Source organism: Aurantiacibacter sp. MUD61 (assembly GCF_027912455.1).
Taxonomy (GTDB): domain Bacteria; phylum Pseudomonadota; class Alphaproteobacteria; order Sphingomonadales; family Sphingomonadaceae; genus Alteraurantiacibacter.
The window spans coordinates 2,138,777-2,151,283 of sequence record NZ_CP115446.1; the positions used below are offsets into that span (position 1 = coordinate 2,138,777).

A 12,507-nucleotide genomic window follows, 5' to 3' on the forward strand; every position below is an offset into this window, starting at 1 on the left:
GTGAAATGCAATCAGATCGCGGAGAGGAGAGCCGAACAGGAAGTCACCTAGTCAGCTTCTTATACTGCACCCGGCTCGGACGATCGGCTGCATCGCCCAGGCGGCGGCGTTTGTCTTCCTCGTAGGCTTCGAAGTTACCCTCGAACCACTCAACATGTGAGTCGCCCTCGAACGCAAGGATGTGCGTCGCGAGGCGATCGAGGAAGAAGCGGTCGTGCGAGATGACCACGGCGCAGCCGGCGAAGTTTTCGATGGCGTCTTCCAGCGCGGAAAGGGTTTCCACGTCGAGGTCGTTGGTCGGTTCGTCCAACAGCAGCACGTTGCCGCCTTCTTTCAGCATCTTGGCCATGTGCACGCGGTTGCGTTCACCGCCGGACAGCTTGCCGACGTTCTTCTGCTGGTCCGGACCCTTGAAGTTGAACGCGCCCACGTAAGCGCGGGTGCTGGCGTCGTGGCCGTTGACCTTCATGTAATCGAGCCCGTCGGAGATTTCCTCCCACACGTTGTTCTTCGGGTCGAGGTGGTCGCGGCTCTGGTCGACATAGCCAAGGCGCACGGTGTCGCCCACTTCGACGGTGCCGCTATCGGGCTCTTCCTTGCCGGTCAGGATCTTGAAAAGCGTGGATTTACCCGCGCCGTTAGGGCCGATCACGCCGACGATGCCGCCCGGGGGCAGCATGAAGGACAGGTCTTCGAACAGCAGCTTGTCGCCATAGGCCTTGGTGATGTTCTTCGCTTCGATCACCTTGCCGCCGAGGCGTTCGGGCACCTGGATAACGATCTGCGCCTTGCCCGGCTTGCGGTTGCCCATCTCGTCCTGCAGCTGGTCGAACTTGCGAATACGCGCCTTGCTCTTCGTCTGGCGCGCGCTGGGCGTCTGCCGCATCCATTCGAGCTCGCGCTGCAGCGCCTTCTGCTTACCAGATTCCTCGCGGCTTTCCTGCTCGAGACGCTTGGCCTTCTTCTCGAGATAGGTCGAGTAATTGCCTTCATACGGATAGTAGGAGCCGCGATCGAGTTCGAGGATCCATTCCACCACATTGTCGAGGAAGTAGCGATCGTGGGTGATCATCAGCACGGCGCCGGCATATTCCTTGAGGTGGTTTTCCAGCCACTGCACGGATTCGGCGTCGAGGTGGTTGGTCGGTTCGTCCAGCAGCAGGATGTCCGGCTTCTGGATGAGCAGGCGGGTGAGGGCGACACGGCGCTTTTCACCGCCTGAAAGGTTTTCGACCGAGGCATCGGACGGCGGGCAGCGCAGCGCTTCCATTGCAACTTCGAGCTGGTTGTCGAGCGTCCAGCCATCGACCGCGTCGATCTTGTCCTGCAGCTCGTTCATTTCCTCGCCGAGCTTTTCGTAATCGGCATCGGGCTCCGCCATTTCGGCGGCCACTGCGTTGTAGCGATCGACCAGGTTCGCGGTTTCGCGCGCGCCGTCCTTGACGTTTTCGAGCACGGTCTTGCTCTCGTCGAGCTCGGGCTCCTGCTCGAGATAGCCGACGGTGATGTTTTCGCCCGGCCACGCTTCTCCGGAGATATCGGTGTCGATACCCGCCATGATCTTGATCAGGGTCGATTTACCCGCACCGTTCGGCCCGACGATGCCGATTTTCGCCCCGCGATAGAACTGGAGGTTGATGTTGGAGAGCACCGGCTTTTGCGCGCCGGGGAAAGTCTTGGTCATGTCCTTCATGACAAATGCGTATTGGGCGGCCATCGGGCGGGTCCTTAATTCGTGTAATCTGGTGGGATGTGTGTTGCAGCCGCAGATAGGGATAAGCGCGGCGGTGGGCAAGTTTGTTTGGAACGCATGCACCGCGGCGAAGGTTCAACCTTCATGTTCCTTGAAAACAGCACACTCGACCTGATCCTGCGCGGCCTCGTGCTGGGCATGATCGCCCTCACTTTTGTGATCGTGCAGATCCGCATCGTGGGCCTGAGATCGCTGTCCAAAATGACCAGTTTCGACTTCGTGATGACGGTGGCGCTGGGCAGCATCGTGGCAGGGGCGGCGCAAGCGAGCGAATGGACCGGCTTTTCCCAGGCCCTGCTGGCGATGGCGGGCATTTTCCTCTTCCAGCTCGTGGTCGCGCGCCTGCGCAAAGATAGCGACATCGTAGAGGACGTGCTGCATAACGAGCCGGTGCTGCTGATGCGCGACGGGAAAATCCTGCGTGATGCCCTTAAAGCGACGCGGGTTGCCGAAAGCGACCTCATCGCCAAGCTGCGCGAGGCCAACGTCCTTCGCATGGACGCAGTGCGCGCCGTGGTGTTGGAGACCACCGGCGATATCTCCGTGTTGCACGGCGAGCACCTGCAAGACGAATTGCTTCGCGATATCGGCGATGACTACTAAACCTGGGTTTTTGTAAAATCCCTTAGTATCCCTTTAAAACTATTGGGCTAGGTCCGCCTCGGATGGAGATCTGGGGTTGATACGCGATTTTATCGTAGGACTGGTTTCGCCGACTATGGCGCTGCTTTTTGCGGTGGTATTCCTGCTGCTGTGGTGGCGTGGGCGGATCGGCCAGCACGCGCTGGCCTTTGCCGTGGCCTACGCTCTGCTGACGCTGGGCCTCATCACCGTCCACTTCCAGCTGCTGCCGGAATTCCTTCTCTTCCATACCACCCAGCTGTTTTATTCGGCAGGCTCCTTCCTGCTGATCTGGGGCTCGGCGAAGCGCGTGGGTGCCCGGTTCGACTGGCGCCTGCTCGCCATCCCCTATGTCTGCTCCGCCCTCGCGCTAATTGTGTTGATCAACCATTCACCGGTGGCCGGACCGCAGCTGATCATGACCAATATCGGCTATGGTGTCATGTTCGTGATCGGCGCGATGATCCTTGCCAATGCTCCGCGGCAGGGCCCGTTCGACATGCTGGTGATCGTGATGCTGGTGCTGAACGCCATCGATTTCCTCATCCGCCCGACGCTGACAACGCTCACAGAAGAAGCCTTCTTCGTCTCCGATTACCGGCAGTCGCTTTATTACTCGGTCATCAACCTTGCGTTGTCTGTAAAGACCGTGACGACGGCCTTCGTCCTGATCGGCGCGTGCCTGCACGACATGGTCGAGAACATGCGCGCCGATTCCGCGCGGGACAGCATGACAGGCCTGCTCGCACGCCGCGCTTTCGAAGAAGAGGTGCGCACAAAGCTGACGCTCGCCGCAAAGCTGCAGAAGCCGGTGAGCCTGGTCGTGGCGGACATCGACCACTTCAAGCAGGTCAACGATATCTGGGGCCATCAGGCCGGCGACAAGGCGATCACCAGCTTCGGCAAGCTCATCCACTCCATGGTTCGCGAACACGATGTGTGCGGGCGGATCGGCGGCGAGGAATTCTGCATCCTCGTTTGGGATTGCGACGAGGCACCCGCCGTGCAGCTGGCCGATCGCATCCGGATCAAACTCGCCAAAACCGAGCATACGGAGCTGGGCGACAATATCAGCCTTACCGCCAGCTTCGGTGTTGCCAGCGCGCAGGCAAGCGAGAATTATCACAGCCTGTTCGCGCGCGCCGATGCCGCGCTTTATTCCGCCAAGGAGGGCGGGCGAAACCGGGTTGCCACCGCTGCCCCGGACCGCCGGATGCGCAAGCGCCGTTCGGGCCAGTCGGACGAAAACCCGTTCTCCCGCGAGGCGGCCTGAGCCCGTTTCGGAACGCCCTCCGCTCTGCGCGATTGGGTGACTATGGATATTGCAATAATCGGGGCCGGTATGGCCGGCCTGTCCTGCGGGGCTTCACTTAAAGAGGCGGGGCACCGCGTTTCGCTATTCGACAAGGGGCGCGGCCCCGGCGGTCGTATGGCGACGCGGCGCGCTGAAGTGGATGGCGAACTGCTTCGCTTCGATCACGGCGCGCAATACTTCACGGCACGCGATCCACGTTTTGTCGCTCAAGTCGACCAGTGGGAAAGCGAAGGCGTGGTTGCTCCGTGGCCAGCCGCCAAAGAGGGCGCATGGGTGGGCACTCCGGGCATGAATGCGCCGATCAAGGCTATGGCTGATGACCAAGACGTTACTTTCGGGGTGCGGATCGAAGAGATCCGGCGTGAAGGTAAGGCCCTCTGGCTGCTCGACGAGAATGGAACCGTTGGCAGCGCGTTCGACGCGGTGATTATCGCAGTCCCGGCTGAACAAGTCGCCCCTCTGCTCTACGCGCATCAGCGCGAATTTACGCAATTGTCTGAAGAGACGGTTTCCGAGCCGAACTGGACAGTGATGGCCACCTTTGCGACCCGCATCGATCACGGCGACACGCTGCATGATGTCGGCGCGATCGGTTGGGCCGCGCGCAATTCTGCGAAGCCCGGCCGTGATGAGGGCACCGAATGCTGGGTGATACAGGCCTCGCCAGAATGGAGCGAGACGCATCTGGAAGAGGAAAAGGGCGCGGTCGCCAAACAACTCCTCGATGCCTTTGCCGAGCAAGTCGGTGCGCTTCCCGAAGTGCTCCACAGCGATGCACATCGCTGGCGCTACGCACGCAGCGGCGCATCTGGCGAAAAGGCATTGTGGGACGCCGACGAAAAGATTGGCGTATGTGGTGACTGGCTGATCGGTCCCCGCGTCGAGAGCGCATTTGTCTCGGGCGTCGAACTGGCTGATCGAATTTTCAAAGATGGCTGACGTCATCGTCTGGTATGATGGCGCATGTCCGCTGTGCCGCCGCGAAATCGCGGTGATGCGCAGGCTCGACAGGCGCGGCGCGATCAGCTTCGTGGATGTGAGCGAAGGAAAGCCGGAAAGCTGTCCCATAGCGCAGGACGAGCTGCTGGCCCGCTTCCATGTGAAAGAGAATGGCCGCATTTATTCGGGCGCGGAGGGTTTCGCCGCCATGTGGCGCGCGATCCCGCTACTCCGGCCCTTTGGCCAGCTTGCGCGACTGCCGGGGCTGCGGCAGGTTTTCGAGATGCTCTACAAGGGCTTTCTGCGGGTTCGCCCGCGCCTTCAGAGGATGATGAGCGATTGATGCAAAAGCCCAAGCCCGATCCCGCAGGTCCCGGACAGGAAAGCGTCTGGAACTATCCGCGGCCAGCCGTGGCAGAGCTCACCGATGCGCGGATCGTGATCGAGCATAACGGGCTGACCATCGCCGATACGACCAATGCCGTGAGGGTGCTGGAGACCAGCCACCCGCCCAATTACTATATCCCGCCCGCCGATATCGCAGAGGGCGCGCTTCGCCGTGCGGCCGGCTCCTCCTATTGCGAATGGAAGGGTGCAGCGAAATATTGGGACGTGGTGGCTCGAGACGATCTGCTCGAACGGGTGGGCTGGTCCTATCCCAATCCGACGGAAGGATTTCGCCTCCTGCGCGATTTCGTGGCCTTCTATGCCGCGCCCTTCGATCGCTGCCTGGTCAATGGCGAAGAGGTGCGCCCGCAGCCGGGCGAATTCTACGGTGGATGGATTACCAACAACATCGTCGGCCCGTTCAAGGGCGTGCCCGGCAGCCGCTTCTGGTAGGGCTTGGCAGGCGCAGGCGGTTGCAGTAGCCCTTCGCGCCATGAAGAAACCGATCCTCGCGCTTGCTGCGCTTTCGCTCGCCATTCCCGCCACCGCTGCCGCTCAGCGCTATGATCATCGTTATGGGCTGGAGCCCGGCGCGCATGACGAAGTGGCGTGGGATTTCCTCGAAGGTATCACCACCGAAATCGGCCCGCGTCTCGCTGGCACGGAGGCTGAAGCGCGTGGCCGCGCATGGGCCATGGAATGGCTGATCGAACACGGCTTTGTGAATGTCGCGGATGAGCCGTTCATGCACAATACCTGGGTACGCGGCGAAGAGCGCGCGCGGCTGATCGGGGCAGGGGCGCAGCCGCTGGTCCTCACCGCGCTCGGCTATAGCGGAGCGACGCCCGCCGACGGCATTACGGCGGAAATCGTCCAATTCGCCACTGTCAATGATCTGCGCGAGGCAGACCCGGCGGAAGTTGCAGGCAAGATCGTCTATATCGGCAATCCCATGCAAGCGACGCAGGATGGATCGCATTACGGCATGTTCGGATCGCCGCGTCGGCAGGGGCCGGGGATTGCCGCTCGAAAGGGCGCTGCGGGCATCATCATCCGCTCGATCGGTACAGACAATGATCGCCTTCCGCACACCGGCGCGACAAGCTGGCCCGATGGCGTCGACCCGATCCCTGCGGCTGCGCTGAGCAATCCAGACGCGGACAATGTCGAGCGACTGCTCGAACGCGGCGAGACGCTGACGCTGGAAATGGTGCTCACCCCGCAATTCCTTGGCATGACGCAGAGCGGCAACGTGGTCGGCGAGATTGTCGGCCGTGATCCCTCGCTGCCGCCGGTGCTGCTCGCCTGCCATCTCGACAGCTGGGACAATGGCACAGGCGCGATCGACGATGCCTCGGGCTGCGCCATTGCCGCCTCCGCCGCGCTCCACGCCGCCGAAGATGGCCAGCCGCTGCGCACCATTCGTGTGCTGTTCGCAGGCGCAGAGGAAACCGGCCTGTGGGGCAGCCGCGCCTATTCCGAAGCGCACGCCGATGAGGAAATCGGCGTCGGTCTGGAAAGCGATTTCGGTGCTGGCCTCATCTGGCGGCTGGAAACGAATTTTACCCAAAGCAACCCGGCGCTGTTCCAGCAGCTGGCCGATGCTGTGATCCCCTATGGCGTGCTGCCCGCACCGCAGATCACCGCGACCGGCGGCGCCGATCTCAACATCATGCGCGATCAGGGCGGAGCGATTATCGACCTGCAACAGGATGGCAGCCGCTATTTCGACCTGCACCACACCGCGAACGATACGCTCGACAAGGTCGATCCGGGCGAGCTGGCGCAGAATGTCGCCGTGTGGACGGCGGTAACGCGCGTGCTGGCGAACCATCGCGGCAGCTTCCTCGGTGCGCCGATCATGCTGGAGAACTAAGACTGCTTGAAGACGCGCGCAGCCCGGTTTAGGGGCGAGCGCGCACGAAGGATTGGTGCGGGCCTGTAGCTCAGTTGGTTAGAGCTGGCCGCTCATAACGGCTAGGTCGCGGGTTCGAGTCCTGCCGGGCCCACCATCCTTCGGGCAGCTTACCTAAATGCTCTGCGATGCGGCGAGGGTGGGGCAATCCGCCGCCACCAGCCCATCATCATCCCAGCGCGCCACGTAATAGGCTTGCCCGGCGGCAAGCTGCGCGCAGGCTATGTTCTGCCCATCAGCGTACACGACACCGAGTGTTCGGCCATATCGATCCTCTCCCAGCCGCACGATGGTGAGCGCGGCATCGGCGACTATCGCCTCCATCGCGCGAGTCGAGGCGTGTCCGTCACCATCAACGCAGCGCCGTCCAACGCGGCAGGCCCTTGTCTCCGGCGCATCGATGCCGGTGATGCGGATACGCTCGTCCCCGCAACGAATGGTGTCGCCATCGGTGACGGTGCAATTGCCCAGCGGTGAGGCAGCAAGGGTGAGGGCGGTAAGAGCGGTCGCAAGATAGGGCATGGGCGCGGCCTAGAAGGCTTTGGCCACGTCCTACCTGCGCCAGTATCTCCGTTCCGGAGCGGTAATCATACGTGAAAACACGCACATTCTTAGTCGTTACGGGTGAAAGGCACGTTTTGCACTTGCGCCGGAGTGGCGCAAAATCTAGGGGCCTCTGCGGTCCGGGGAGTGGCGCAGCCTGGTAGCGCACCTGTTTTGGGTACAGGGGGTCGCAGGTTCAAATCCTGTCTCCCCGACCAGATATCGGCCGGAATTACCTGCGTGGTGGTTCCGGCCGTAGTTCTTTCCAGCTTAGGTCGCGGTCCGAACGCTTGCGCGCTCAACCAGCCGCACAGGCGCACGACGGCGCTCACCGCTTTTGGTGAGGCCAAGCGCGGTATCGACTAGCAAGACCCCAGCACGGGCGAAGTCGGGCTCCACAGTCGTGAGCGGCGGGCTGGAGTGGGCGCCGCTGCCAAGCCCATCGAAACCAATCACGCTTACGTCTCCCGGCACATTCACGCCGCGTTCGCGCAGCATTTCGAGCACGCCAAAAGCCATCGCATCGCAGGAACAGAAGATACCATCGAACGCGCGGCCACTTTCGATCAGCGCGCGGGCGGAGCGGCGACCCTGCTGACCGCGCGTTTCGCCGTCTTCGAAAATCGCATCGCCGCCATCGATACCGGCTTCCCGCGTCACATCGCTGAAGCTTTCAAAGCGCTCTCGAAACTGCGGCTGCGTTTCTCGGGTGTCGCCGATAAAAACGATGTTGCGATGCCCGGCATTGATCAGGCGTTCGACAGCGAGGCGGGCGCCCGCGCGATTGTCCGAATCGACGCGGCGATGATCCACATAGGGTGAGCCCCAACTCGCCACATCGTCGCGCTCCAGCAGGGCCCGGTGATGCGCCCAGGCGGCATCATTGGTGCTGGTGCCGATCAGGATGACGCCATCCGCCTGCCGTGTCTCGACGAAATCGCCGTAGAATTGCTCTTCCACCGACTGGAAGGACACGAGCGATTGATACCCCTTTTCAGACGCTGCGGCGCAGACACTGCCGAGCAAATTGTAATGAAAGGGATTGATCTCGGTCGCTTCGATGTCCGGCTTGGTGATGACGACGATCGCGATCGTGCGCGTCTTGCCGCTGCGCAGCCGCGCGGCGCGGGCGTCCACACGATAGCCGAGCTCATCGGCGGCACGGCGCACCTTTTCGCGGGTCGCGTCGGTGATCGAGCTGTCGCCGGACAGCGCACGCGATACGGTGGACTGGTTGACCCCGGCACGCTCGGCAACTTCAAAAGACGTCACCCGGTGGCTTGGGGTATTCTGGTTCGGCATCCCTGGTCCTGCATTGCTGTTTTCAGCTTCTGTCCGACTGCATAAGCGAGCTTGCGAAGGGAAGCGAGAGGCTTGTGACGCGCGAAACCTCAGCGCTCGACCGACAGCATCACATCTTTCACGCAGGACGGCTTCACACCGCGCTGCTTGAGATAGGCGAAGACGCGCCGCCACCAGTCGTAAAGCCCGTCCAGATCTTCTTCCGTGCGCACGTAGGGCGTATCGCCGGGGCGCAGCGATGGGCTGTGAAAGGAGAACACGAGCATCGGCGCGCCTTCATCGAGCGCCATATCGATCCCGCGTATCGCTTCTTCGACACTCACGCCTTCGGGTGTGAGCGGCACGCGTTCGAGCATGTTCAGCCGCGAAAGCACGCCGCGCAGCGAAGGCGCGCGCCAGAGCCGCGGATAGATATATTCGCCCTGCTTGCGCAGCATGCCCCAGAATGTCGTTGTCAACGGCAGCTCGAGAAGCGTGCGCTCATCATCGAGCCAATAGGGGGCGATAGGGAAAGTCCGGAAGTTGGGCCCGCCGACCGACGAATAATCGAATTTGGGCCTGACTGATGTGTCTATTGCGATCCCGTGTTTTGCCAGCATGGCCGCGCTATTTTTGCCCACGCCGTAGCGTCCGGCCCGATAAATCAGCGGAGCGACTCCGAAATTCTGCTCGATCGTTTCGCGCAATTTGGCAAATTTCGCCTCTTCCAGATCGCGTGACAGATTGCCTGCGAAAGAGTTGTGCTGCGTCACATCCTCATCGTACGGAGGGTTCACCCAAGGGTGCAGTTGGACGCCGATTTCAGCACGGCCAGCCGCCAGCGGCTCGCGCAGGATTTCACCCGCCAGCCGGGAGTTGGCGATGGGCCAATCGACCAAGTAAATCGGCACAACCTTCTGATGTTCGCAGAATTCCTGGAACTTGGAGAGGCGCCCGACATGATCGATGCCGTGGGTTTCGCGGGTGAGCGGCTTCTCCCAGTCGAATTCCTCTTCGGTATCGACTGTCAGCATGAAGCGCGGAATACGGTCGCGAAAGCGGGCGCGGCTGTCTTCCGGAGGCGGATCGAGCAGGCTCCGCATCACCATGGTATCTCCAACTTCAATGCGGGCTGTTACCCGTTCGCGCGTCCCTGTTCCGGGCTATGATCGACACCAGTGGCGGTCAAGGCCGGAAGTACGAGCGTTACCCGGTCTTCTTTACATTTTAGATAACCGCCTGCCGCTTCGGCCTCTGCCTGCGCAAGTTTGAAGGAGAATTTGGGGCCAAACATGCCCGCGCTGATCGCTTTTTCACGTTGCGCGTCGGATCGCGCGGCGGTTTTCGGCACGGTGCCATCGATCAGCGACGGCGGGATTTTCATGCGCAGCCGCACGCGTTTTTCATTCCCCGCGAGGCGCAGGGCGACCGTTTCGCCCGGTCCCATCGCGCCTGCTGCAGTGGCGAGAATGCGCCAGCACAGGCCCATAGCTTCCGAACGTTGCAGCCCGACAAGGAATGGCGAGCCTTTGACCCGCAATTCGAATGAGGCGTTGCGCGGGCGGAGCACGGCCTGCAGTCGCTGGACCGTGTCGGAGACGACGTGGCGCATATCGCTTTCGCCCTCTTCCAGCGTCAAATCGCCCGAATCGAGCTTCACGAGCCGATCGACCTCGTCAAATCCGGCGAGGAGTTTGGCAGCGTCGACAGAGATGCCGGCGGCATGCGCGCGGTATTCATGCGGGGCAGGGCCGAAAAGCTGCTGCTGGATGATCTCGGCAAAACCTTGGATTGCGTTCACCGGCGTGCGCAATTCGTGCAGGACCTGCCGCATGGCATCGCCTTCGCTGTCATCATTGGCAGCATCATCGGCCGAAATGACGGGGCGGCGCAGGCAGCCGCGGTATCCGGTGAAGCGCCCATCCTTCGGATCGAACAGCGGCGCTGCATCCATGCGCCACTCGCCGCTGATTTCGGGCGCAGCGGTAAGGCCGAGCCGCGCGGTCGTGATCGGCTGCTGTGCGGCCAGCCGGGCGGCAATCCGCTTGTCGATATCGATAAGCACGCCGGGCATGGGTGCAGTCAGGCGCAGGCCAACGGCAAGCGGAGCGATCGGGCCGCTCGCCCAAATTACCGTACCAGCCGTATCGGTGGCGAATTCGAAACCGAGAAGCGGGCTGGCGGATAGCTCTTCCTCTTCCAGCGGGAGACGCGGGGCGACCGCCTTGCCCTGGCGCTCTTCCCGAAAAGCTTCGATGCGGCGGAGGAGGGCGCCGATGCCTTCGGATTGGTCCTTTTTCGCGCTCGCAGTGTCACCGGGTTGAGTGATCGGAGGAGCGGGGATCGGTGCCGCCGCAGGAGCGGCTGCGGTTGCATTTTCAACGAGAACTGCGCGATCACTCGCCGCATCGGGCAATACCAGGTCCTGCACACCCAAGCGCGCCAGTAGGTCCTTCACATTCGGCGACAGGTCCCCCCGATGCCGAAGGAAGCCACGTGCGTTCACAGGTAGTGTCGGGATCAAGTCGAGCCATTGTGCGTCGGTCAGCCGCGCGGTCGCCATAGCTGATGCGGAGGGCTTCGCTGGCCCTTGAGCCAGGAACGCGACAAAGTCCGGATTGCGCAGTCGTGTGCCCGGCTCACGCAGAATGCTGGACTGTTCTTCGGGGGAAATCGTCTTCTGTAGATCTCCCAGCACCAGATAGGCGGCGCTGCCCACGATGCCCTCCACCGGCTCGCGCGATGTGCCTAGCAGGTCGATCAATTGCCGAAACTGCGTTCGGCGTGCGCCTTCACTGTCTACGCGCAGGCGCAGCACAGTACTGAGGCGATCGTCGATTTGCATGCAGGCTCCGGCGCTCAAAGGTTAAGAATTTCCAAAAATTCCAATAGCGGGGAGTGGGGCTGCGCACATGCGCGCTTCTGCGTGCGTTGCAAAAAGGGACAATTGCGTGCATATGGAACAATCATTCGGTCAGCTGATAGAAAGCGTGCCGGATATTGCCTGCTTGTGTAAGCAGGTTGCTCGAAACAATTGCAGGGGCACGGGTGATGTCGACGCTCGACTCAATCGACCGTAAATTGCTGGCAGAATTGCAGGCCGAGGGCCGCGTGACGAATGTCGATCTGGCGCGCCGCGTCGGTCTGACCGCGCCGCCATGCCTTCGCCGCGTGCGCGCGCTTGAGGAAGAGGGCGTCATTCGCGGCTATCACGCCGACCTCAACGCATCCAAGCTTGGTTTTGCGATCACCGTGTTCGCGATGGTCAGCCTGCGAAGCCAGGCCGAGGAAGACCTGCGCGCCTTCGAAGAGCATATCCACCAGCTGCCCGAAGTGCGCGAGTGCCACATGCTGAATGGCGAAATCGACTTCATCCTGAAGATCGTGAGCCGCGATCTGCAAAGCTTCCAGGAGTTTCTGACCAGCAAGCTGACGCCGGCCCCTAATGTGGCGAGCGTGAAGACATCGCTGACCATCCGCACGGCCAAGCATGAGCCGGGCGTGCCGCTGGGATGACCGGCTGATCCGCAGCCCTCACAGGACGCTGCGTTTACCTTTTCCGCTTCGTCAAAAGTAACCATTCGCCGCAATATGCGCTCGCTCGATCCGTAAATCGGGAACGGGCGTGTAAAATGTTCATCTGCGAGACAGGCAGGGGCGTAAAAGCGCGGGGCAATCCACGGGCCGGGTGGAATTCCTTCGCTTGGCTCATGGGACTGGATGGATAGTCCGGTGTGTCCGGCTTCTTCGTGA

At 61.8% G+C, this 12,507-nt stretch carries 12 protein-coding genes and 2 tRNA genes; 9 read left to right on the forward strand and 5 right to left on the reverse strand.

What is annotated here, in order from left to right; genetic code table 11:
• Window positions 1–43: 43 nt before the first annotated feature.
• Window positions 44–1,717, reverse strand: a complete 1,674-nt coding sequence (gene ettA / locus O2N64_RS10265) for an energy-dependent translational throttle protein EttA (protein ID WP_271077513.1) — start codon at window positions 1,715–1,717, stop codon at window positions 44–46.
• Between the two features lie 120 nt (window positions 1,718–1,837).
• Here ettA and O2N64_RS10270 point away from each other — a divergent pair, with 120 nt between their 5' ends.
• The 7 genes from O2N64_RS10270 (at window position 1,838) to O2N64_RS10300 (ending at window position 7,027) form a co-directional block, all read left to right on the forward strand.
• The gene (locus O2N64_RS10270; protein WP_271077514.1) at window positions 1,838–2,356 is read left to right on the forward strand and encodes a DUF421 domain-containing protein; all 519 of its coding nucleotides are present in this window, start codon (window positions 1,838–1,840) and stop codon (window positions 2,354–2,356) included.
• A gap of 115 nt (window positions 2,357–2,471) precedes the next feature.
• Window positions 2,472–3,647, forward strand: coding sequence for a GGDEF domain-containing protein (locus tag O2N64_RS10275; RefSeq protein WP_271077515.1), 1,176 nt, complete (start codon window positions 2,472–2,474; stop codon window positions 3,645–3,647).
• Window positions 3,648–3,689: 42 nt separating this feature from the next.
• Window positions 3,690–4,628, forward strand: a complete 939-nt coding sequence (locus tag O2N64_RS10280; protein WP_271077516.1) for an NAD(P)/FAD-dependent oxidoreductase — start codon at window positions 3,690–3,692, stop codon at window positions 4,626–4,628.
• Entirely contained in the window at window positions 4,621–4,971 is a 351-nt protein-coding gene (locus tag O2N64_RS10285) for a thiol-disulfide oxidoreductase DCC family protein (RefSeq protein ID WP_271077517.1), read from the forward strand. Before O2N64_RS10280 ends, O2N64_RS10285 begins: the two co-directional genes overlap by 8 nt.
• Window positions 4,971–5,468: a DUF427 domain-containing protein gene (locus tag O2N64_RS10290; protein ID WP_271077518.1), complete on the forward strand. Its 498-nt coding sequence runs from the start codon at window positions 4,971–4,973 to the stop codon at window positions 5,466–5,468. Before O2N64_RS10285 ends, O2N64_RS10290 begins: the two co-directional genes overlap by 1 nt.
• 40 nt (window positions 5,469–5,508) lie before the next feature.
• A complete protein-coding gene (locus O2N64_RS10295) occupies window positions 5,509–6,891 on the forward strand; it encodes a M20/M25/M40 family metallo-hydrolase (protein ID WP_271077519.1) in 1,383 nt (460 codons plus the stop codon).
• A 59-nt stretch (window positions 6,892–6,950) separates the two neighbouring features.
• A tRNA-Ile gene (locus tag O2N64_RS10300) sits at window positions 6,951–7,027 on the forward strand.
• A 17-nt stretch (window positions 7,028–7,044) separates the two neighbouring features.
• Here O2N64_RS10300 and O2N64_RS10305 read toward each other — a convergent pair.
• Window positions 7,045–7,452, reverse strand: a complete 408-nt coding sequence (locus O2N64_RS10305) for a thermonuclease family protein (protein ID WP_271077520.1) — start codon at window positions 7,450–7,452, stop codon at window positions 7,045–7,047.
• A 162-nt stretch (window positions 7,453–7,614) separates the two neighbouring features.
• Between O2N64_RS10305 and O2N64_RS10310 the strand changes: the two genes are divergently transcribed.
• A tRNA-Pro gene (locus O2N64_RS10310) sits at window positions 7,615–7,691 on the forward strand.
• A gap of 52 nt (window positions 7,692–7,743) precedes the next feature.
• Here the strand turns inward: O2N64_RS10310 and O2N64_RS10315 are convergent.
• The 3 genes from O2N64_RS10315 to O2N64_RS10325 form a co-directional block, all read right to left on the reverse strand.
• A complete protein-coding gene (locus O2N64_RS10315) occupies window positions 7,744–8,775 on the reverse strand; it encodes a LacI family DNA-binding transcriptional regulator (protein ID WP_271077521.1) in 1,032 nt (343 codons plus the stop codon).
• A gap of 89 nt (window positions 8,776–8,864) precedes the next feature.
• The gene (locus O2N64_RS10320) at window positions 8,865–9,863 is read right to left on the reverse strand and encodes a polysaccharide deacetylase family protein (RefSeq protein WP_271077522.1); all 999 of its coding nucleotides are present in this window, start codon (window positions 9,861–9,863) and stop codon (window positions 8,865–8,867) included.
• Window positions 9,864–9,889: 26 nt separating this feature from the next.
• A complete protein-coding gene (locus O2N64_RS10325; RefSeq protein ID WP_271077523.1) occupies window positions 9,890–11,599 on the reverse strand; it encodes a sensor histidine kinase in 1,710 nt (569 codons plus the stop codon).
• Between the two features lie 206 nt (window positions 11,600–11,805).
• Between O2N64_RS10325 and O2N64_RS10330 the strand changes: the two genes are divergently transcribed.
• The gene (locus O2N64_RS10330) at window positions 11,806–12,270 is read left to right on the forward strand and encodes an Lrp/AsnC family transcriptional regulator (protein WP_271077524.1); all 465 of its coding nucleotides are present in this window, start codon (window positions 11,806–11,808) and stop codon (window positions 12,268–12,270) included.
• Window positions 12,271–12,507 lie beyond the last annotated feature (237 nt).

Bases quoted from the DNA above. Each gene is read 5' to 3' on its own strand.
- O2N64_RS10270 (WP_271077514.1), top strand. From the start codon at position 1,838: ATGTTCCTTGAAAACAGCACACTCGACCTGATCCTGCGCGGCCTCGTG.
- O2N64_RS10285 (WP_271077517.1), top strand. From the start codon at position 4,621: ATGGCTGACGTCATCGTCTGGTATGATGGCGCATGTCCGCTGTGCCGC.
- O2N64_RS10275 (WP_271077515.1), top strand. From the start codon at position 2,472: ATGGCGCTGCTTTTTGCGGTGGTATTCCTGCTGCTGTGGTGGCGTGGG.
- O2N64_RS10325 (WP_271077523.1), bottom strand. From the start codon at position 11,599: ATGCAAATCGACGATCGCCTCAGTACTGTGCTGCGCCTGCGCGTAGAC.
- O2N64_RS10305 (WP_271077520.1), bottom strand. From the start codon at position 7,452: ATGCCCTATCTTGCGACCGCTCTTACCGCCCTCACCCTTGCTGCCTCA.
- O2N64_RS10315 (WP_271077521.1), bottom strand. From the start codon at position 8,775: ATGCCGAACCAGAATACCCCAAGCCACCGGGTGACGTCTTTTGAAGTT.
- ettA (WP_271077513.1), bottom strand. From the start codon at position 1,717: ATGGCCGCCCAATACGCATTTGTCATGAAGGACATGACCAAGACTTTC.
- O2N64_RS10320 (WP_271077522.1), bottom strand. From the start codon at position 9,863: ATGGTGATGCGGAGCCTGCTCGATCCGCCTCCGGAAGACAGCCGCGCC.
- O2N64_RS10290 (WP_271077518.1), top strand. From the start codon at position 4,971: ATGCAAAAGCCCAAGCCCGATCCCGCAGGTCCCGGACAGGAAAGCGTC.
- O2N64_RS10330 (WP_271077524.1), top strand. From the start codon at position 11,806: ATGTCGACGCTCGACTCAATCGACCGTAAATTGCTGGCAGAATTGCAG.
- O2N64_RS10280 (WP_271077516.1), top strand. From the start codon at position 3,690: ATGGATATTGCAATAATCGGGGCCGGTATGGCCGGCCTGTCCTGCGGG.
- O2N64_RS10295 (WP_271077519.1), top strand. From the start codon at position 5,509: ATGAAGAAACCGATCCTCGCGCTTGCTGCGCTTTCGCTCGCCATTCCC.